This is a genomic window from Nostoc sp. NMS4, assembly GCF_017115095.1.
Lineage (GTDB): Bacteria > Cyanobacteriota > Cyanobacteriia > Cyanobacteriales > Nostocaceae > Nostoc.
In genome coordinates, this window is record NZ_JABXKI010000220.1 from 1 (window position 1) to 18620 (window position 18620).

15 protein-coding genes are annotated in these 18620 nt (G+C 40.0%); 3 read left to right on the forward strand and 12 right to left on the reverse strand.

Going from position 1 to position 18620, the window contains the following annotated elements:
- Window positions 1-282: 282 nt before the first annotated feature.
- Window positions 283-1989 (reverse strand): eCIS core domain-containing protein, encoded by a 1707-nt coding sequence (locus HWQ37_RS19120; RefSeq protein ID WP_292749693.1) that lies wholly within the window; start codon window positions 1987-1989, stop codon window positions 283-285.
- A gap of 266 nt (window positions 1990-2255) precedes the next feature.
- On the reverse strand, window positions 2256-3425 hold the full coding sequence (locus HWQ37_RS19125) for an aromatic ring-hydroxylating oxygenase subunit alpha (protein ID WP_292749695.1): 1170 nt from the start codon (window positions 3423-3425) through the stop codon (window positions 2256-2258).
- Between the two features lie 153 nt (window positions 3426-3578).
- Here HWQ37_RS19125 and HWQ37_RS19130 point away from each other — a divergent pair, with 153 nt between their 5' ends.
- Window positions 3579-4454: an SDR family oxidoreductase gene (locus HWQ37_RS19130; RefSeq protein ID WP_292749697.1), complete on the forward strand. Its 876-nt coding sequence runs from the start codon at window positions 3579-3581 to the stop codon at window positions 4452-4454.
- A gap of 82 nt (window positions 4455-4536) precedes the next feature.
- On the forward strand, window positions 4537-6033 hold the full coding sequence (locus HWQ37_RS19135) for a putative HlyD family type I secretion protein (RefSeq protein WP_292749699.1): 1497 nt from the start codon (window positions 4537-4539) through the stop codon (window positions 6031-6033).
- Window positions 6034-6295: 262 nt separating this feature from the next.
- On the opposite strand, the gene HWQ37_RS19140 is transcribed toward HWQ37_RS19135, so the two are convergent.
- The 4 genes from HWQ37_RS19140 to HWQ37_RS19155 all read right to left on the reverse strand — a co-directional run bounded on the left by HWQ37_RS19140 (window position 6296) and on the right by HWQ37_RS19155 (window position 8559).
- Complete coding sequence (locus tag HWQ37_RS19140; protein WP_292749701.1) at window positions 6296-6493, reverse strand: hypothetical protein; 198 nt, start codon at window positions 6491-6493, stop codon at window positions 6296-6298.
- A 472-nt stretch (window positions 6494-6965) separates the two neighbouring features.
- Window positions 6966-7157: a hypothetical protein gene (locus HWQ37_RS19145; RefSeq protein WP_292749703.1), complete on the reverse strand. Its 192-nt coding sequence runs from the start codon at window positions 7155-7157 to the stop codon at window positions 6966-6968.
- Between the two features lie 224 nt (window positions 7158-7381).
- Window positions 7382-7717 (reverse strand): cytochrome c6 PetJ, encoded by a 336-nt coding sequence (gene petJ, locus HWQ37_RS19150; protein WP_292749735.1) that lies wholly within the window; start codon window positions 7715-7717, stop codon window positions 7382-7384.
- Between the two features lie 347 nt (window positions 7718-8064).
- The gene (locus HWQ37_RS19155) at window positions 8065-8559 is read right to left on the reverse strand and encodes a GNAT family N-acetyltransferase (RefSeq protein ID WP_292749705.1); all 495 of its coding nucleotides are present in this window, start codon (window positions 8557-8559) and stop codon (window positions 8065-8067) included.
- 281 nt (window positions 8560-8840) lie between these two features.
- On the opposite strand from HWQ37_RS19155, the gene HWQ37_RS19160 reads away from it, so the two are divergent.
- Window positions 8841-9398: a hypothetical protein gene (locus HWQ37_RS19160; protein ID WP_292749707.1), complete on the forward strand. Its 558-nt coding sequence runs from the start codon at window positions 8841-8843 to the stop codon at window positions 9396-9398.
- Window positions 9399-9403: 5 nt separating this feature from the next.
- Here the strand turns inward: HWQ37_RS19160 and HWQ37_RS19165 are convergent, their stop codons facing one another.
- The 6 genes from HWQ37_RS19165 to hetF all read right to left on the reverse strand — a co-directional run bounded on the left by HWQ37_RS19165 (window position 9404) and on the right by hetF (window position 18226).
- Window positions 9404-10012, reverse strand: coding sequence for a DedA family protein (locus tag HWQ37_RS19165; protein WP_292749709.1), 609 nt, complete (start codon window positions 10010-10012; stop codon window positions 9404-9406).
- A 248-nt stretch (window positions 10013-10260) separates the two neighbouring features.
- Window positions 10261-11625 carry a diguanylate cyclase domain-containing protein gene (locus HWQ37_RS19170; protein ID WP_292749711.1) on the reverse strand — a complete coding sequence of 455 codons (1365 nt, stop codon included), beginning with the start codon at window positions 11623-11625 and terminating at the stop codon, window positions 10261-10263.
- Entirely contained in the window at window positions 11615-14278 is a 2664-nt protein-coding gene (locus tag HWQ37_RS19175; RefSeq protein WP_292749713.1) for a hybrid sensor histidine kinase/response regulator, read from the reverse strand. The genes HWQ37_RS19170 and HWQ37_RS19175 overlap by 11 nt, the downstream gene beginning before the upstream one ends.
- A 9-nt stretch (window positions 14279-14287) precedes the next feature.
- Entirely contained in the window at window positions 14288-15268 is a 981-nt protein-coding gene (locus HWQ37_RS19180; protein WP_292749715.1) for an ABC transporter substrate-binding protein, read from the reverse strand.
- Window positions 15269-15413: 145 nt separating this feature from the next.
- Complete coding sequence (locus HWQ37_RS19185; protein ID WP_292749717.1) at window positions 15414-15575, reverse strand: hypothetical protein; 162 nt, start codon at window positions 15573-15575, stop codon at window positions 15414-15416.
- Between the two features lie 146 nt (window positions 15576-15721).
- Complete coding sequence (hetF, locus tag HWQ37_RS19190; protein WP_292749719.1) at window positions 15722-18226, reverse strand: cell division protein HetF; 2505 nt, start codon at window positions 18224-18226, stop codon at window positions 15722-15724.
- Between the last annotated feature and the right edge of the window lie 394 nt (window positions 18227-18620).

The following is an 18620-nucleotide window of genomic DNA, read 5'->3' on the forward strand; positions in this document are numbered from 1 at the left end:
ATGGAGCGCCTAACTCATGACTATAAGTCACGAGTGTGCGGCTTGTAGAAATCAAAGTCAATCGAAGTAGCAATTTAGAGAACCATGTCTATGTTGTGGCTGGGAGGGAGCAACGCGATTTTCTGAAGTCGGATAAAAAACGAGCGATCGCTAAAATATATAGTTAAGTACAAAGTTGTATTTTTGACTGGATGTATATGAAAAAACACGACAAATAATCTTGATGAGATAACCCAAAAAGATTGTTAACTGTCCGGAGTATTGTTAGAAGAGGGATATGCTTTACATCTGTGTTCTCATATCCTGTACATTCCTGTCAGTCCTGTCGAATTCAAAAATATTGTCTGAATTTATTTTATGCGTTCCATTGCGCAGATTTTGTAATGAGTTCTCATATTCTGGCTTATAGTTTGTGTAAATTTCTTGTGCTGCATCACGTATGTATTTAATCACCTCATTTGTAAATAGTCCTTCTCCTGTAGACAGTTTGTTCTTCTTAAAGACAATGTTGGAGGCATCAATCTTCGCTCTATACGGGTTCTCCCCGTTGTAAAACTGCGCTAATTTTAGGACTTTGTAATTATTCCATCCATCTATTACTACTGCTGTTTCTGGGTCTAAATCAGCCGGTTCCTTAACAAGTTGAGGTGATGTGATGGTAAACATATGAGCGTAATGTTTACCCTCATGAACACCCGTTATAAACGCTAGATAAATAGCTTTTTGGTTGGTATGCTTCATCAGGTATGTGTAAGTTGAGGCTGCAAATTGATCACAATTTCCTGCTTTGAATAATTCTGCGAGTATTGCTACAAGGTATGTGTTGTTTCCGATTATAGTTACTATTTGCTTTCCGAATAGTTGATTTAACAATCCTTCTTGAGCAAGCTTTTCTACTAATTCTTCCTCTATTACTTCTAGATAATCAATCATAAACATCACCATCGCCGTACTATTATATTCTGTGTCATCTATACTACCCCTTCTGTTGCCTCTCCTAATTTGCATATCTGCTGTCCAGGCAGCTGCTTCTACCTCATAGTCTCTCTCTTCTATTTGCGTTCCTGTTACTTCCGGTGTTGTTATTGGTTCTGTTGATATTGCTGTTTTTTCTTCTATTTGCGTTGATGGTGGTATATAGTTTTTAAACTTAAAAAATGGAAATCTTTCAGAGCCTTTGATCTCTTTATTTGAAAAAGGAATTTTTCTTCTTTGAATAACAGTTTCAGGTGCTCTATGCAATATTTCAAATGGCATCATCTGAGGCTGTGTATCTACTGCTAGTCGTTTGAGCAAATTCGTTTTTCGGGGTGATATTTGTAGTTGATCCCCGTGCGATCGCTCTAACATCCGGGCTTTGATACGTTGGACAAACTCACTGCTTTTCTGGCTCATATTATCCATGTTGGGAGGCACCTTTACCTCACTAAAATCTGCCCCAAAGGCTTGCTCCATCGGTTGCCGAATATTATCTGCTAATGGCTGTCCTCCAACGCGAGCTTGTTGTATATTTGTCTCTAAATCAGGTGATGCCGCCATGCCTTCACCTGAAAGACGCTGTACTGTCGCTTTCATTTGTAATTCCTCATCGTCAGGCAGAGATTCTCGCTGTATACTGCCTTGTGCTTTCATTTGCAGTTCATCTTCTTCAACCACAGACTCTCGCTGAAGCTTCTCGCCTTGGGGTTGATGAATTCGTTGTACTACCTGATGCGCTGTAGAGTCAGCTTCTTGCTCGTACCTATCCCCAGGGTTTCCAATTATCAACTTCGTTTGTACTACTTTTTTTGGGGATGCCATTAAACCAGGGATTTCTAACAAGTTCGTTTTTCTTTGAACTAATCCCTTAGTTTGTTGCGATTGCTGATGGACATCTGGTGTTGGATGTTGAATAATCGGCGCAAAGGGTTTTGGTGTCAAATAAGATGAAGAATTTGTGGGTGTTTCACCTTGTTTGCAAGCAAGCCTGTTGATTCTTTGAAATGCCATAATAATTTTTCCTTTCGCTAACTTAATGTTCACCCACAAGCTTGAGGAAGTGATCGCCCTTGAATATTTATTGCTATGATGCTGATCCTGTAATTCACCCAAACTTTACCATGTAAGTAGTCGTGCAAAATTAATTACACATTTATTTAACCTGGAATGACCGATTGACAACCATTTCAGGCGATGTGAGTATACAATTAATTTTGCATAGGTACTTAATTTCATTGGTGACAAGTTAAGGCTGTAAATCCTTTGTCAAGAGGCTTTCAGAGAATTGTGGAAAAAAACTGGTCAGACCCTCGTGCTGGGACGGCTCCAGTTAGCGATCGATAAACTAACTTTTGAAAATATTGAATCAACCATTCCCGATCTAATAGTAAACGTCCATGAGACATTGCTCCAGACTGCAAGCCAGATTGAACTGATTCTAGAAGCTTTACATCTTCCTGCCCAACCCGATTATCAAAATCAATAAACCTCTCAATGAAGGTTTCATCTGCATCTTTATCAAAAAAATATTCACAAAATGTATGGGTTTTCTGGGGGGTAACTGGATTAAAAGTATAAACAGTCAGGTTGCCTTGCCCAGGCATCGTTGTAAAAGTACAGTTTGGCCAAAGCAGAACAAATAGACTCTCTTTAACATCTCCATCAGTATCATAGGGACTAGCGTTACTTTGCATTCTTGAATGAATTTGACGCAAAGGTACTTTGCCGATCAAGGCATTGCCAACTGCACTTAGAGCATAGGCATCTGGATCTAAAATTTTTAGAAGGCTGGGGTGATTAAAAGTGCAGTGATAGCATTCCAAATAGTTTTCAGCAATGACTTTCCAGTTTACTGACATTTCAGATACAAATTTTTGTCGCGATCGCAGTTTTTCTATGTTCACACCAGACGATAACAACAGTTCTGGTAATATTCCCAGATGAGCTTTCAATGGTTCAGCATCGGAGTCCAAGTTGACAAAAATGAATGGACCCCAAGTATCTACTTTGACGGGTAACAAACCCAAGCTTGCGAGATCCAGGTCGGGGTTAAGGTCATAGCCTGGTACAACTTGCAGCACGCCATCTAGGTTATATCTCCAAGCATGATAAGGACACTGAAGCATTTTCGTATTACCAGCACCGGAAGCAACTTCACAGGCACGATGCCGACAAATATTTATAAAAGCCCGTAATTCATTGGCAGCATTTCGCACAATAAGGATAGGCACATCTCCACATCGGTGAGTCAGATAATCTCCAGGCTGAGTAAGGCTCTGAATATTTCCAGCATATTGCCATGTACGTTGGAAGATGGCTGTTTGCTCTTGTTTCAAAAAAGTAGGTTCGCTGTACCACGCAGATGATAAAGTCCATCCTTGTGTAAGTCGATCGCTCCAATCGCCTAAACTGTTTGAATCGGTATTACTCGAGTTACCAATTTTCATAGCTATCAAACCTAATAAGGAAAAACTACGGGTTTCAACTTAGAGGAGGTTTAAAATGAATAAAGTGTGACTTATTGGCATGAGAATATATTGATCATATATCGAGCATTTTGACAACTATAAACGCTGTAACTATTCAATTTAGGTATTTATATGTTTCTGGTAACTGGTGCAACGGGAGGAATTGGTCGCAAAGTTGTGCGACTCCTACGACAACGAGAACAGTCTGTGCGGGTATTTGTCCGCCTGAATTCGCGCTACAGCGAGTTAGAACATCGGGGTGCAGAAATTTTCATTGGTGACTTGCTAGAGGAAAAAGATATCCAGAAAGCTAGTCGGGGTGTGCGGTATATTATCAGCGCCCACGGTTCTGATAGCGATGCCCTATCTTTAGATTACCGTGCCAATATTGAACTTATAGACCAAGCAAAAGCCAATGGCGTAGAGCATTTTGTTTTCATTTCCGTACTGGGAGCCGATCGCGGTTATGAAGATGCTCCCGTTTTTAAAGCTAAACGAGCAGTAGAGCGATATTTGGCAGCTAGTGGCTTAAATTACACTATTTTGCGCCCATCTGGATTAGCATCTAACTTGCTGCCACTAGTAGAACGATTTCGGGAAACGGGATTGTATCTGCTGGTTGGCGATCGCAAAAACCGTACCTCAATTGTCAGTACCGATGATTTGGCAAGGATAGTTGTGGATTCTGTGACAGTTGAAGGCGCTCGTAACCAGATTTTACCCGTCGGAGGACCGGAGATTTTATTACGAGAAGATATTCCCCGGATTTTTGGTCGGATTTTCGCCAAAGAACCAGTAATAATTAACTCACCCCTATTTGTCATTGATGGGTTACAAGGTGCATTGGGTTTATTTAATCCCCAAATCCAAAAAGCTTTGGGAACTTATCGCACATTGTTAGCAAATGAATTTTTCTGCACAAAAGATGAAATTGCCAATTTAGAGGTGATTTTTAACTTCCAATTAGAGACATTAGAAAATTTTTTGCGGCGCTATTTAGCAGTTTGAATGGGGAATGGGGACTGGGAAAAGCTTTACCAATCCCCAATTACCGATAATCTAAAATCCAAAATCTAAAATCTAAAATTCTATGAAATCTTCCCTAGCTGCAAATGCTGCTCAAGCACGTCAGACAAAAGAGCGATTCGCCCAACCAGAGGAACAACTTACTTATGAGTTGGGGAAAGCAGTACAGGAATTGCCACCCCTATACACTAGATTATTAGCGGGAACGATGAGCGCCATCGTCTTTGGAGCGATCGCTTGGGCGTACTTCTCCCAAATAGACGAAGTAGCAACAGCACCAGGGGAATTAATTGCTTCTACACAGGTAAGACCGGTGACATCTTTGGGTGGAGGTTCAATTGTTGCTGTTAAAGTGCAAGAAGGCGATCGCGTTACTAAAGGTGAAGTTCTAATTCAAAAAGATCCAGACTTGCAAATAACCGATGTTTCCCGCCTAGCCAAATCTACCAGATTGATTCAAGACGATTTACAACGTTTGGATGCAGAACGCACCGGAGGTAAAACTACTGGGACGAAACTGCAAGATGAACTTTTAAACTCCCGTCTGCAAGACTACCAAGCGCGTCAAGGGGCGGCGGAAGCTGAAGCAAATCGCCAACTAGCACTCATCGATCAAGCCAAAGTCCGCTTGACTCGATTGCAAGACAACTTAGTTAATGCCAAAACCAGCTTTGCGAATTCTCAAACCAACCTTGTTAACGCAGATAGCATCCGAATTAAAATTGAAAGTAATTTAGCCCTTGCTGAAGAAAGGGAAAAAAGTTTACGCACTCTAATTACTCCGGGCGCTGTACCTCGTGTTGATTACCTGGATGCACAAGAAAGATTAACTCGTGCAAAGACAGAAATCACCAAAGCACAAGATGAAGTCACCAACGCCCAGAATAGAATCACAGAGGCTCAAGATAAAGCCACATCATTAGAAAAAGATATTGCGGCTCAAGTCCAAGAAATTCGCCAAGCAGAACAAGCTTACAACGCTGCACGCAGTCAAGCCCAGCGTGTAGCATCAGAACGCCAAAGCGAAATTTTGACGCAGTTTAATAAGCGTAAAGAAGAACTGACAACTGTTCAAGGTCAATTAGAGCAAGCTAGGAAGCAGCAAGCTTTAGAAACGATTGAGGCTCCCGTTGCTGGTACGATTTATAGAGTCAAAGCCACCAAGGGGCCAGTACAATCGGGTGAAGAATTGCTGTCAATTTTGCCGGAAGGGGAAGAAATGCTCCTTGAGGTGAAAGTTCTCAACCGCGATATTGGGTTTATTCGTCAGGGAATGAAGGCAAAAGTCAAAATGGCAACTTTCCCTTTCCAAGAATTTGGCATTGTTGAGGGCGAAGTGATGCAAGTCAGTCCCAATGCAATTGTTGATAAAGAATTGGGTTTAGTTTTTCCGACGAGAATTAAGCTAAATAAACACGCAGTAAATGTTCGGGGTCAAGAAGTAGAATTTACACCAGGGATGGCTGCTACAGGTGAAATTGTCACTCGTAAAAAGTCAATTTTGACATTCATCACTGAGCCTGTGACACGGCGGTTCAATGAGGCATTTTCTGTTAGGTAGGTTAAATAATTCGTAATTCGTAATTCGTAATTCGTAATTCGTAATTCGTAATTACGTTTTGTGTTAGCGAAGCGTTAGCGAGTCTGCGATAGCGCAGCGTTAGCGAGTACTCGAGCGTCGCGTCCGGGGATTTAGATTTAGGCTTCAATTTGTTCTTGCGTCGTTAGCTAGGGGACTTAAACCCCCAAGGTTAGTTAAATTGGCGATCGCCCCGTTATTTCCTTCATCACAACTGGAGTTTAGACTAGTTAATGGTAGCCAGTCACTCCAGTGTTCGCACTACTGTTCCGGGGAAAAACCACAATTGAAATGCAGTATTAAAATTTTCAATTAACATTTCGTCATCTAGAGTCAGTTCAGACTTTTTCAAAGTTTTGAGGTATCTGTAGCGTTTAAGCGCTTTTTGCTGTTGGTAGCCTTTATCTGTTTCAAGCTGCCAATTGTCGTAGTCCTTCGGCATACTAATTACGTTTCCAACTAAGAGGAAAGTCCTGCTGACGATTAGCATTAACTAACTGTTAACTGCTTGGTTGAGATTTAATAAGTTATGTAAATTTTAACATTATCTTTAGATTTTGGCAGCACTGATATGCGATTGATTAAAAATTCGTTGCAATGCTTGCTGCACCGCTTTGTTACAAACATTTATACCAATTCATAATGATTGCAACACATCCTTGGGTAAAGACGCGATTCATCGCGTCTCTACAGATGGTCTATTTGTCGCATTCTTTTTTTAAATTGGTATTATATATCGCACAACCCACGCCTAAAAACGTAAGGGTTTAGCTTGCTAAACCCCTACATTAGGGAACTCTAAGAAATGCGGACATGATACAGCAGATTTCAAGGAGGTGAGGTATAGAAGCTAAGTCTGTTATCCAGGTATAAAGCTTGTTTTACTACTGTTAGCGTAGCGGGGCGTAGCCCATTCAGAATTCTGAATTCAGAATTCTGAATTCTGCTATATGAGAGATAGTAACAGCACTTGGCGAGACAACTTGACTAATGGGGGCGGGTTTCATGTCCCGGTAGTCCAGGAGTTGGACTAAGATGAGGTAAGCGATCGCTAAAATAACCGAAATCGCACCTGTAAGAATGGCAATTATTTTCGAGCGTTCCATCAGTATTTCCTGTAATGCAAGTTATTGTGCAGTGCCTATATCCACATAATAAACTCGGCTACAGTTTCTGTACGTGAGCGAACCGAATATTTTTGGAACAGTATTTTTGTAAATACTCTTAATCTAAAATTGCTATAAGCATCCTGTTTGAGAATTTCGGCAATTATAAAATTAGCGGGACAAAAAGCCCCGCTAATTGTTAATTTTTGAAGTTAGATTTTAGTCTACTTCCAATCCTTATCTGCTTGTGAAAGCACATAAGCAGTTACATCTTCAATCTGGTTAGGTTTTAAACGACTTCCGAAAGCTGGCATGGCATTTTTACCTTTTGTAACTTGGGCGATAATCGCCTCCGATGAGTACATACCATACTTTTCTAAAGCCTCCTTTTTCAAGTTCTTCGGAGCTTGAACAAGATTTTTTCCTCCGGCGTGACAAGAGGCACAATTGGCACTAAATACTTTAGCTCCACTAGCAACATCTGCTGCTAATGCTGGACGACTGAAGGCAAAGGTGAAGATTGCTATGCCTAACAGTATGACTGTAATCATTTTTTTCATTTCGCGTTCTCTCTCCAATAACAGCTTATTCGGTGCAATATCCTCCATAATTGTGAGTTGATGGGCTGCCATAGTCAAACGACAAGCTGTCAAACTTTAGTTTATTAAATAAAGTTTTTGGATTTTGAATCTTAGCGATTTTAGATTTAGATTTATTAGCACAGAGCTATAATGTAACAAGAATGTGCTTTTCTACATAAATACTCTAGCTTGCTGATTTGCAAAAATGTACATTTATACTGATGATTAAAAGAAAAATATATGTGATTTTGAATATTTTATCAAAAAAAATCATTAAAATTTAAGAATGAAATAAGATAAAGTTGTCTTATTTCATCCTTTATTTTTTATTTGATAGAACCTAATTGAGTAAGCATATCTTCGGTGACGCGACAAATTCGCCAATCATCTAATATAGATGCTCCCATACTACGGTAAAATTTTTGGGCTGACTCATTCCAATCTAAGACACTCCACTCTAATCGCCCACAATCACGTTCTACAGCTATCTGAGCTACTTTAGTCAGGAGAGCCTTACCAATACCTTGTCTGCGATATTCTGGTAAAACAAATAAATCTTCCAGATAAATTCCTGGCTTAGTCAGAAATGTTGAATAATTATGAAAAAATAGGGCAAAGCCAACAGTTTCACCCGCAGATTCTGCTAATATTGCCTCTACATACCTCCGGGAACCAAATAAATGCTCCTGAAGTGCTTGAGCATTGCCAGCGATCGCGTGAGATAATTTTTCATATTCTGCAAGTCCCTCAATTAATTTAAACAATACGCTGCAATCGGCTGGTTCGGCAAAACGCACAATCAAATTGCTACCCGAAGTCATTAGTCTATAGTCCGTAGTTTATAATTCATAGTCTATAGGCAACTGGGCAATTTGGGAGTATCTCAATGAGTGTAAAAACACGCTTGCCCTGGCGAATAGAGTTCGCAGCTATATAGACAAAAGCTACCGATCGTGGGTTTCAAATTCTTTGAGTCCGCGTAGGCGGACTTGGTTTGTGTAGCCGCGAATTCCATTCGCTAGGTATATTTGCTTAAATGCGTAGTTTTATACTAAAACTGGGTATTACAAATAAGTACCTTAGATGAAACAGCTTTTCAAAGATGATTTTAAGCTTCAGAAATACTAGTGCTGTATGTGCCGTATTTTTATTAGTCAATCTTAGCAGCTTTCACAAGTCAGTCATAGCCAATATAAACAATCAGTCCCAACTGATAGCACAACAGAGTAAAATTCAGCTAAACCCCGTTTTTAAGTCTATTCTGCCTAAATTAAAGCAAAAGACTCAAATTCGGATTCTTTTACCGAAGTTTATTCCTGAATCGGATGGGGAAAATCCAATTTACGCAACTATAGAAACTGCTACCCAAAAAAAGTATGATATTTCACTGGCTTTCACTCCCGACTGTAATGGTGCTTCTGCTTGTCGCTTAGGCGTTGTTACGGCTGAAGCTGTAACCTACAAAACACCCCGCCTGACTGGGAAACGTGTATCCTTAGCTAAGGGCATTACTGGCTATTTTGTCGATTTTACTTGTGGTGCTGGTTGTTCAGATGCTACCTTGACTTTGAGACAACAGGGTGTGCAATATGTTTTTGGGTTGAAAGCTGGCGATCGCACTTCTTTAGTAAAAATGGCTAATTCTGCGATTAATCCTTAGCGTCTTTAACCTTTTTTTGTTCGATTTTCTTGTATTACGTGATAAACCGATGGTACTAAAGAAATAACTATAATTAACCCAATAATCGGTAACAAATACTTATCTACCTGTTCCGGTGGTAGAGATTTTCCTAAGAAAAACCCTAAAAAGGTGATTCCGAATGTCCACAAGAATCCACCGATTAAGTTGTAAGACATAAATGTTCGGTAATGCATCGCACCAAGTCCAGCCACAATCGGCGCAAAAGTGCGAATAATCGGTGTAAACCTCGCCAAAACTAGCGTTTTCTTGCCATGCTTATGATAAAAATCCTGGGTTTTTACCAAGTGTTTTTTATGAAATAACCATGAATCTTCTTTCTGAAATAATTTTCTGCCAAATCTGTGTCCTGTAGCGTAGCCAACATTATCACCAAGAACTGCACAAACAAAAGCACCAAAAACCAAAACCCAAATGTTAAACCCTGATTTTGGAAAAGATGCGAGAAATCCAGCAGTAAATAGCAAACTATCTCCTGGCAGAAAAAAACCAATTAGCAAACCAGATTCTGCAAAGATAATCCCCCACACGCCAAAGTAGCCAATTTTTGTAATTATGTCTAAGTCTAAATGCATATAATCTTTTACTGTTAAACAATAGGCCTAAAATATCTTAACGTTTAGCAATTTTCTTGAACAAAAAATAATATTAAATTTACGTAAAGTTATTATATAATTCACATTCTGCACTTCATGTTATAGCATAAAAAGCAATCCAAAAAGATTTTTTTTGAGTATAAATACTAAATAAAAATTAGAGATTGAAGTTGACGAACCAAGCTACAAGTATCAATAAATACTTAATAATCAAGATTTTTTACATATTATACACAATAGCGATCGCGCCCATTTTGTTTGGCATGGTACAGTGCTTTATCTGCTGAGGCAATGAGTATATATGGTTTGATGTCCCAATTGGGTATGCGAGAGGTAATTCCTAAACTAACGGTGATGATATCTTTGACATCAGATTTTACATGGGGAATAGCCAAAGTATGAATTGCTTGCTGAATACTTTCCGCTACTTTGATTGCTCCCCTTAAGTCAGTATTGGGCAAGAGTACCAAAAATTCTTCTCCACCGTAACGCGCCACCAAATCGGCAGGGCGATGAATTGTCTGTTGCACTGTTTGCGCTATCCTTATTAAACAATCATCGCCAGCAAGATGACCATAGTAATCGTTGTAAAGTTTGAATTTATCAACGTCAAACATAATCAGTGACAGGGGTTGTTGTTCTCGTGCAAGGCGTTTCCATTCTGTTTTCAGTCGTGCATCAAAGCAACGACGGTTAGCCACCTGAGTCAAGCCATCTAAATTTGCCAGTTGTTCTAATTTCTGATTTGCATCTTGGAGAGCCAATTCAATTTGTTTACGTGCAGTAATATCGCGTATGGTAATAGCAAAACCATCATCTAGCTTGACTGCGACAAAGTGATACCAGGAAAAATTGCCTAATGGATGGTAAAAATCCTGTTTTAAAGCTTCCCCTGTTTCGACAACATTAACGAAGTGATTAAAAAGTTCTGGTTCTAAATTTGTTAAAAGTTTTTTCAGTACTAATTTGCCAATTATCTCTTCACATTTTCTTCCAAAGGCTTTAGCAATAACAGGATTGATCGCCAAGCAACGAAAATCCTCAATCTCCCCCGTTGCAGGGTTGCGAACAGCTTGCATAGCGGCAATACCATCAAGTGAACTATTCAAAATGCTGGCTAGCATTGCCCTAGACTGATACAGGATCTCTTCTGTTTCTCTACGCTTAATATTTTCTTGTTCTAGAAGCCGACGCTGGCGTTGAATGGTTAACTGATTTTCTAGACGCGCGACAACTTCTTCCATCTGAAATGGTTTAGTGATGTAGTCTATGCCTCCTGACTCAAAGGCTATCACTTTATCAAAAACATCATCTAAAGCACTAATAAAAATAATAGGAATGGCGCGTAGAACTTCATCCGCTTTCAAAGTTCTACAAACTTGATAGCCATCCATTTCTGGCATCTTGATATCTAAAAAGATGATATCTGGTTGCTTCACTTTTACTGTTTTTAGTGCCATCCGCCCGCTTGTGACGCTGCGAACAGTGTAGCCGAGTTTGATCAGAGAATCACTTAATAAATGTAAATTTTTGGGGTTGTCGTCTACTAAAAGAATATTACCTTTATTTTCTTTATCAGAATCAAGATTCATTGCTTCTCAGGGGTTCAGCTAAATTAACCAATTCCTCAAATTGAAATTGACGAGCAAGTTTTGTTAAAGATTGGATTAAAAAGGCTTCTGTTTTGGGAACATCGCTAATTAATTCTATGACACGGTTGGTATTTGCTTCTAAAGCAGCTTCATAGAATTGATTAATCCATTCTTGAGACATACAAATTAAATTATTAGATGTTAAATAACTTTTTTCTGTATATTCCAAATTTGAATAATTATTTTCAGCATATATATATTTGACACCAAGATGTTTAGTTAGGGTATCAAAAATTGTATTTTCTGCAAAAGGTTTGCGGAGAAAATCATCACATCCGGCTGAAAGAACGATCGCTTTTTCTTCTTCTAAAACACTTGCGGTCAGTGCAATTATAGCTGTAGCATTCCCCTTGGTAGTAGATTTGATATATTTTGTAGCTTCGTAACCGTCCATAACAGGCATTCGCATATCCATCCAAATCAGGTGGGGTTCCCATTCATTCCAAATAGCGATCGCTTCTTTGCCGTTACTAGCTTCTCTCATCTCAAAGCCTAATGGTTGTAAAAGTTTAATTAATAATTGGCGATTAATCGATTTATCATCTACTATTAATAGTTTATATATAGGTTGCCCCGGTACAAGTCCTAATACTTGTGGATGTATTTCTAAAGTATTGTTACTGACTGGTTGACCTAGCTTTGCTTGAATATAAAATCTAAAAGTTGTTCCTTTACCTAATTCGCTTTCAACAGAAATATCCCCTCCCATTAACTGAATAAACTTGCGGCTAATTGCTAAACCTAAACCAGTTCCTTCTTGGGATTCTTTGCCGGCTTGTGCTTGAGAAAAAGCATTAAATAGTTTGGGTAATTCTGCTGCTGCAATCCCCACTCCTGTATCAGAGAGCTTAAAATCAAGAGTGAAAATATCTGTGATTTCTTCACTACTATTATTTACTATTAAACTAATTGTTCCTTTGGGAGTAAATTTAATGGCATTACCAAGCAAATTAATTAATACTTGCCGGAGTTTTAATTCATCTGTGCAAATATAACATGGGACATTTTCACTACGTTGAAATATTAAATTTAAGCATTGATTACTTGCCTGTAAATGCAGCATATCTTCTAATTCATCTAGCAAACGATACAGGTCAAAATCTCTAGGATTAAAAGTAGTTTTACCTGCTTCTATTTTTGATAAATCGAGAATATTATTAATCAGCGTTAGGAGATAATCACCACTGTGATAAATAATCCCAGCATTTTCGTAATGGTCAGCAGGTAAATTGTTAGTGCGTAACATTAATTGAGAAAAACCTAGAATAGCATTGAGAGGCGATCGCAGTTCATGACTCATATTAGCAATAAATAAACTTTTAGCTTGATTTGCTACTTCAGCTTTTTCTTTAGCAATGGCTAACTCTGCTGTTCTCTCCTGTACCCGTTGTTCCAAAGTTTCCAAAGATGTTTGTAACTGAAGTGCCATATTGTTAAAGGATTTTGCCAGTAGACCTACTTCGTCTTTTGAGTTATTTTTGGCACGAATATCTAAGTTACCTGCGGTAAACTGGAAAACTATATTGGTAAGGTGAATTATTGGCTTTGTTAGCAGTTGTCCAATGACAAAAGCGATGATTGTTACTAATCCAGCGATAAATGCAAATAGAAAAATTGCGTCACGAATTTGTTTTTTGACAGGTGCTAGAGCAACAGCAAGGGGTTGTGCAAACAACACAGACCAAGGTTTATATTGCAACCGAGCGATCGCAATTAGATTAACCTGACTACCTGTTGCTTTTAAAGATGCAATTAAATACGATTGTTTATCATCTAATGCTTGTTTAAGTTTTGACTCGTTAGTTGCCAATTCTTTCAGAGGAGAATTAGGCAAACGACCTTCCTGTTGCAGTTGAATTACAACATCATCAGGCAGAGGTACAATTGATTTAAAAAGTAGTTTTGGAGCAGTGCTATGTGCCAGATAAATATTATTTTCATCTAAAAGAATAGCAAAAGATTGCGCCCCAGCCCGTTCAGTTTGTCGAGTTACTAATTGCTGAACAACAGTAGCATTATATGAAACACGTAATATACCTAATATATCTCCCTTGGCATTGCGAACCGGACTGCTAAAAAAGAGGGTAATAAGATCGGGAATTGTCAGCGACCGCTTCATGCTAGAAACAAAAGATAAACCAGTTTGTAGCGGTTTTTTAAAATAATCTTGAACTGATTCATCTTCGCCAATATTCAGTGTACGTGTATCCAATACATTTTTACCGTTTAAATCGAGCAAAGCGTAAGAAAGAATATTGAGCATATCTTTGCGACTGAGACGGATTAATGTTTCTGTCGCCAATTTCATTTCGGGGCTGTCATCTCGCTGTTTTGGAGTTAGGCTGAGGTAGCGTGCTAAACCTGGTAAAATTGCCTCTACGCGCACGGCATTAAGATTTCCATCAATAAAGGCATCTATTCTGTTAGTGGTTTCGTTAGCCGCCGCAGATAGGGCTTGTCGGGCATTATCACTTAATGCTTTTTCAGTTGTCTGTTTGTTGATAAATGCCAATAACAGCAACGGAATCAAAGCAACAATGAGAAACGAGGCGATTAACTTTGTACGAATGCCGCCCAAAAAGGAGTGCCGCATAGCTTTAAATTAAGGGGGAGAGTTCAAGAAAGAAGAATTGAACAAACTTTTTAGCTCAGGAATACGTGTAATGTTTCCAGAGCGGATAAAAAAGTCTGCATATATTTTGGCAGTTTTGTAGATAGAGTTAGGGTTGCTAGATTGAAAATATTTTTGATTTTCAGCTAAATTAGTTAGGTTTATTCCCTCTAGAGAGATTGTATTGCGAGGGATGTTTAACGCTTTGCTGACGATCGCGTTTCCTTCCTCAACATTTGCTTTCCAGTAGTCTGAGCCTTGCAGCCATCCTCGCACAAATGCCCGAATGTCTTCGGGGCGATCGCGGATTGTCTCACCGCGAAAAATAATCAAATCTAAAATCAAGCCAGGGGTTTGTTTGCTAGTAAATAGGATATTCCCCCCTAATTTCATCGCTTCAGAGAGATAGGGTTCCCAAGTGTGTCCAGCTTGAATAGTGTTATTTTTCAGGCGTTGAGGAATTTCTAAAGCCTCTAATTGAACCAAGTTCACATCATCACTGGTTAAGTTGGCAGTTTTCAACATTTCAGTCACAAAAACTTCGCTAAAACCGCCTAAATTTGCACCTAGCTTTTTCCCTTTCAAATCAGCGACGGTTTTAATTTGTGATTTGGCAACTACTACATCTGCTCCTATTGATTCATCTATAACGATCACGCCTTGTATATCTGGATTTGTGGCACTCAAGATGATAAAATTTCCCAAAGATGATGTAATCCCATCATACTTACCCGCATTGAAGTTTGCTTGTTCCAATTGGGGGTATTGTTTATGAATTAGTTCCACATCTACCCCTTGGGCTTTGAAAAATCCTTTCTTTTGAGCAATGATCCCTGGATGTTCCCCAACAAAAGATGCATATATCACTTTCAAAGGAGGGCGTTTTAATTTGGTTGGGGCTGAACTATTACAAGCAAATAGCAAACAAACGGTAAAAAGAAGAATACTAATGTATTTGAGTATTTTAAACATATAAAGTTTGATGCCGTTAAAATTTAGGGACTTCAAAATAAAAAATATTCAATTAATTCTTGTGGGGTAGGCCGAAAAGCCACCAAAATTTAAGAGTTACAACTCGTTCCTTGGTTGGTCGAGCATCAACTTTCTATGGGTTTGGTCAAAGCAGTGCGTCAGCGACACGACGCACTGCTGCTATGTCACTTGACATTTGGGCATCTGCTTTACCCGCATTTCTCACAACCTCCCCTGCTCCCCTCGCGGGTGAAGTAATAAGTAATAAGTAATAAGTAATAAGTAATAAGTAAGATTCTTTACTCATTACTCATGACTTATTACTCTTTACTTATTTAATTAATGAGATGTGGTGAGAAATCCAGGTTTAACTTGACACCAATGGCTTTTCAGCCCACCCCACAATATTGGATAATTTATTTCTTGGAGTTAGCTTAACAGGTGAACCGGTTTCTAACCGCCATTTTCACCTTTCTTCTGAAGGAGCGATCGCCAATCTTCAATCGCCTTCTCCGTCCATAGCCAATTTTTAGCTAGTTTATCTACCTGGAAATTTTCTCGATCGGAATTGAGAACGGTTTGCCGCAATTTGATCGCTTCATTCAAATATTGGGTCTGCTTGCCACTAAATTCAGTAAGTGAAGATTTATACAATCCAAGAGCTAAACCAGCATAAGAGGTTAAAGCATCTTCAGGCACTACCGTCTTTGGGGATTTTGAGCCTGTATTATGTTCTTTGAGAGCTAAATTCAAAGCCTTGAACCAAGAATCATTGGCTCGATTCAGATTGCCTTCTGCGTAGTAGGCAAATCCCAAAGCGTTATTATACAAAAGCGATTCGGGTTTAGCTTTCGCAGCAGTTTCCCAATAACGGCGGGCATCATCGAGGCTATAGTTATTGTCTCCAGTTTGGATAGATTGCCAAGCTAATCGTCCCTTGTAAAAATTTACAGATGGATCGTCAGCTTGTTTTTTGGGAATTAGTTTTAAGGAAGTGTCAGCCGCAGCCAGTGCGCCCCGATTGAGTAGTTCTTCGACAGCTAATAACCCACCTTTTAAGTCACCTTGGATCAATTTTTCCGTAGCAGTGGCGGTGACAATTCCAGTGGCTTCTATTTCTAAATCGATGTTGGGCTGCTTTTGAAATCGTCGAGAATCAGGTAAAGACTGGGCGGGAATTTCTGGGATTTTAAGTGCTTGGGGGCGATTTTGCCACCACCAATTTAAAGCGATCGCAGCAACTAGCGCACCGATCCCCACAGCACCCACAATCGGCCACAGCTTGCGGCGAGGGGTACGATTTCTTGGTGGGGCTGGTTGCGATTGCGAAAAATTAGAATTTTGCCAATTTTCTTCAAGGTTCCCAGGAGTTGCAGGTGGCGGTGGTGGAACTTCTCCCCACAAGTCTGCTGACTCTTCTGGGGAAGTCATTTCTTCTGAAATCTGGCTTTGGTGAAGACTATTCTCGCTAATTTGTTGATCCGGTTCAATTGCAGGTTTTTGGTTATCTAGCTGACGAAACAAATCTGAAACGATCGCAGAATCTTCTTCATAGCTGGGATCGTCATACTCAATTTCATCAACCAGATCGCCCCAAGTATCTTCACCCAGCCAGTCCAACCCAGATGAGTCACGTGTCAAACCAGAAGGAATCATGTCTTCCATTCCTAAAGGTATCTCGCTATCATCAGCCATAGCAGAGTACATCGTGGAAGTTGCCCCTAAAGACGAACTATATTGATTCAGCGACTCCGCACTTGCAGATAACTCAGTTTCCTGACTCAGAAAACCGTCAAATTCTGGCTGAAGATATAAAATCGGTAATGCCCAGTACATCTGGTGAGAACCATAAGCAGAAATTAATCCTTGGCGTACCCGACTGACGCACAAATCTACTGGATAACCCTGACTCAAATTACGATAAAACAATTGTGTGAGCGTCAACGCCACTTCATCAGGAATCCGTTCTGACATTGCCAAAACGCTTCTAATTCCGCGCTTCACCAGACTTTCTGCTAAGTTTCGTTCCCCAGTATCTCCAGAGGGATTGGACGCTGGTGTATAAGCGCCCAAGCAGGAATTAAACACTGCCATTTGGATGTTATTGTTGACGAGCAAACCTGCCAAATCGTCCCCAGTCAGGATTTCCGTTAAGCCAGTTCTGCGACTAACAAGATAAATTTCTCCGCCATTGCTGCCTAAATTACTATGACCAGAGTAGTGGAGAACGTGGTATCTGCCTTGTTCTAGGGCTTGCGTCAGTTCTTCCCGTCCTGGTTGGTCTAATACAGTGAGTTCAATTTCAGGGAAACGATGGCGACCTTCACCAGGTCGTGACGTTTGACGGTGAAGTTCCGCTTGCAGTTTAATCGCTTCCTGTTTCTGTAAGTCAAGACGGACTTGATCTGAGGGAGAAGCAATTACCATTAATACTTTGACACCACCTTGTTCTTGTGGTGTAGCCCCCCGCAGCGATCGCAAAGGCGAAGCCCCCAAAATTCCACTTTGGAAGCGAGAAAAAGCCACATAAGGCCCAGTAGCCAGAGGGCGATCGCCAGCGTGCATCACTTCCCAAGGCAAACGAGCTAACCTAGTGTCTTTTAGCCCCAAACGTAAGCGCAGTACTTGTTGGTGGTTCTGAGCAATACCTTGAGCAGTAATCCAACTATCTCTGAGAGTGCCTTTAAATAGGGCATTATAAAATTGTTGACCCAACGCCACCAAATTCACCGAGTTTCTGGCTATATCGCTTTCATGGCCGCCAGAGGTAAATGGATCTCCTTGCAACACCGAATTCAACGGGTCATTCATCAAATGCCCAGCAGCCATCAACCAATCAGCTATAGGCCAAGTCACCAATTCTTCTGCCAATGGTACCCCAGGCGCGACTTGTTCCGTCCGCACCAAGTAGTCATTTTGCCCTACTGGGGTTACGGAAATATGGAATTCCTGGGTCACAACTTCTCCTGTCCGCCTCCTAAATCTGGTTTGAAACGCGAAAGTTTCAAGTCGATTTTTCGCTCCTCTAATAATTTAGATGCATCACGCCCCTGAATGTTTCTGATTCGGTGCTGTTTTGGTTTTTCCTACCTTTACAACTTTATCCGGATCGGATTACCTGGGCTTAGAACACTTAATTGGTAGATGCACCTTGATCTTCAACTCCCCTAGTTGGCTAACACCCACTGGGGGTTTTTTTATTTTTGGCAAACAACAGCAACTTCTGACGCAGATATTCTCTACCAGAAAATAGTGCTTAATCCTAGAATACTTGATTAATAGATGGATGTCCCTCGATCTTTAACTCCGCTAATTCAGATAATATCCACTCTCGTTTTTTTGACACAGGAAA

What these genes read in the sequence shown, in the direction of transcription:
- HWQ37_RS19120 (WP_292749693.1), bottom strand. Translation starts at nt 1,989, where the DNA reads ATGGCATTTCAAAGAATCAACAGGCTTGCTTGCAAACAAGGTGAAACA.
- HWQ37_RS19140 (WP_292749701.1), bottom strand. Translation starts at nt 6,493, where the DNA reads ATGCCGAAGGACTACGACAATTGGCAGCTTGAAACAGATAAAGGCTAC.
- HWQ37_RS19165 (WP_292749709.1), bottom strand. Translation starts at nt 10,012, where the DNA reads ATGCATTTAGACTTAGACATAATTACAAAAATTGGCTACTTTGGCGTG.
- HWQ37_RS19155 (WP_292749705.1), bottom strand. Translation starts at nt 8,559, where the DNA reads ATGACTTCGGGTAGCAATTTGATTGTGCGTTTTGCCGAACCAGCCGAT.
- HWQ37_RS19160 (WP_292749707.1), top strand. Translation starts at nt 8,841, where the DNA reads ATGATTTTAAGCTTCAGAAATACTAGTGCTGTATGTGCCGTATTTTTA.
- HWQ37_RS19170 (WP_292749711.1), bottom strand. Translation starts at nt 11,625, where the DNA reads ATGAATCTTGATTCTGATAAAGAAAATAAAGGTAATATTCTTTTAGTA.
- petJ (WP_292749735.1), bottom strand. Translation starts at nt 7,717, where the DNA reads ATGAAAAAAATGATTACAGTCATACTGTTAGGCATAGCAATCTTCACC.
- HWQ37_RS19145 (WP_292749703.1), bottom strand. Translation starts at nt 7,157, where the DNA reads ATGGAACGCTCGAAAATAATTGCCATTCTTACAGGTGCGATTTCGGTT.
- HWQ37_RS19185 (WP_292749717.1), bottom strand. Translation starts at nt 15,575, where the DNA reads ATGAGTAAAGAATCTTACTTATTACTTATTACTTATTACTTATTACTT.
- HWQ37_RS19175 (WP_292749713.1), bottom strand. Translation starts at nt 14,278, where the DNA reads ATGCGGCACTCCTTTTTGGGCGGCATTCGTACAAAGTTAATCGCCTCG.
- HWQ37_RS19130 (WP_292749697.1), top strand. Translation starts at nt 3,579, where the DNA reads ATGTTTCTGGTAACTGGTGCAACGGGAGGAATTGGTCGCAAAGTTGTG.
- HWQ37_RS19135 (WP_292749699.1), top strand. Translation starts at nt 4,537, where the DNA reads ATGAAATCTTCCCTAGCTGCAAATGCTGCTCAAGCACGTCAGACAAAA.
- HWQ37_RS19180 (WP_292749715.1), bottom strand. Translation starts at nt 15,268, where the DNA reads ATGTTTAAAATACTCAAATACATTAGTATTCTTCTTTTTACCGTTTGT.
- HWQ37_RS19125 (WP_292749695.1), bottom strand. Translation starts at nt 3,425, where the DNA reads ATGAAAATTGGTAACTCGAGTAATACCGATTCAAACAGTTTAGGCGAT.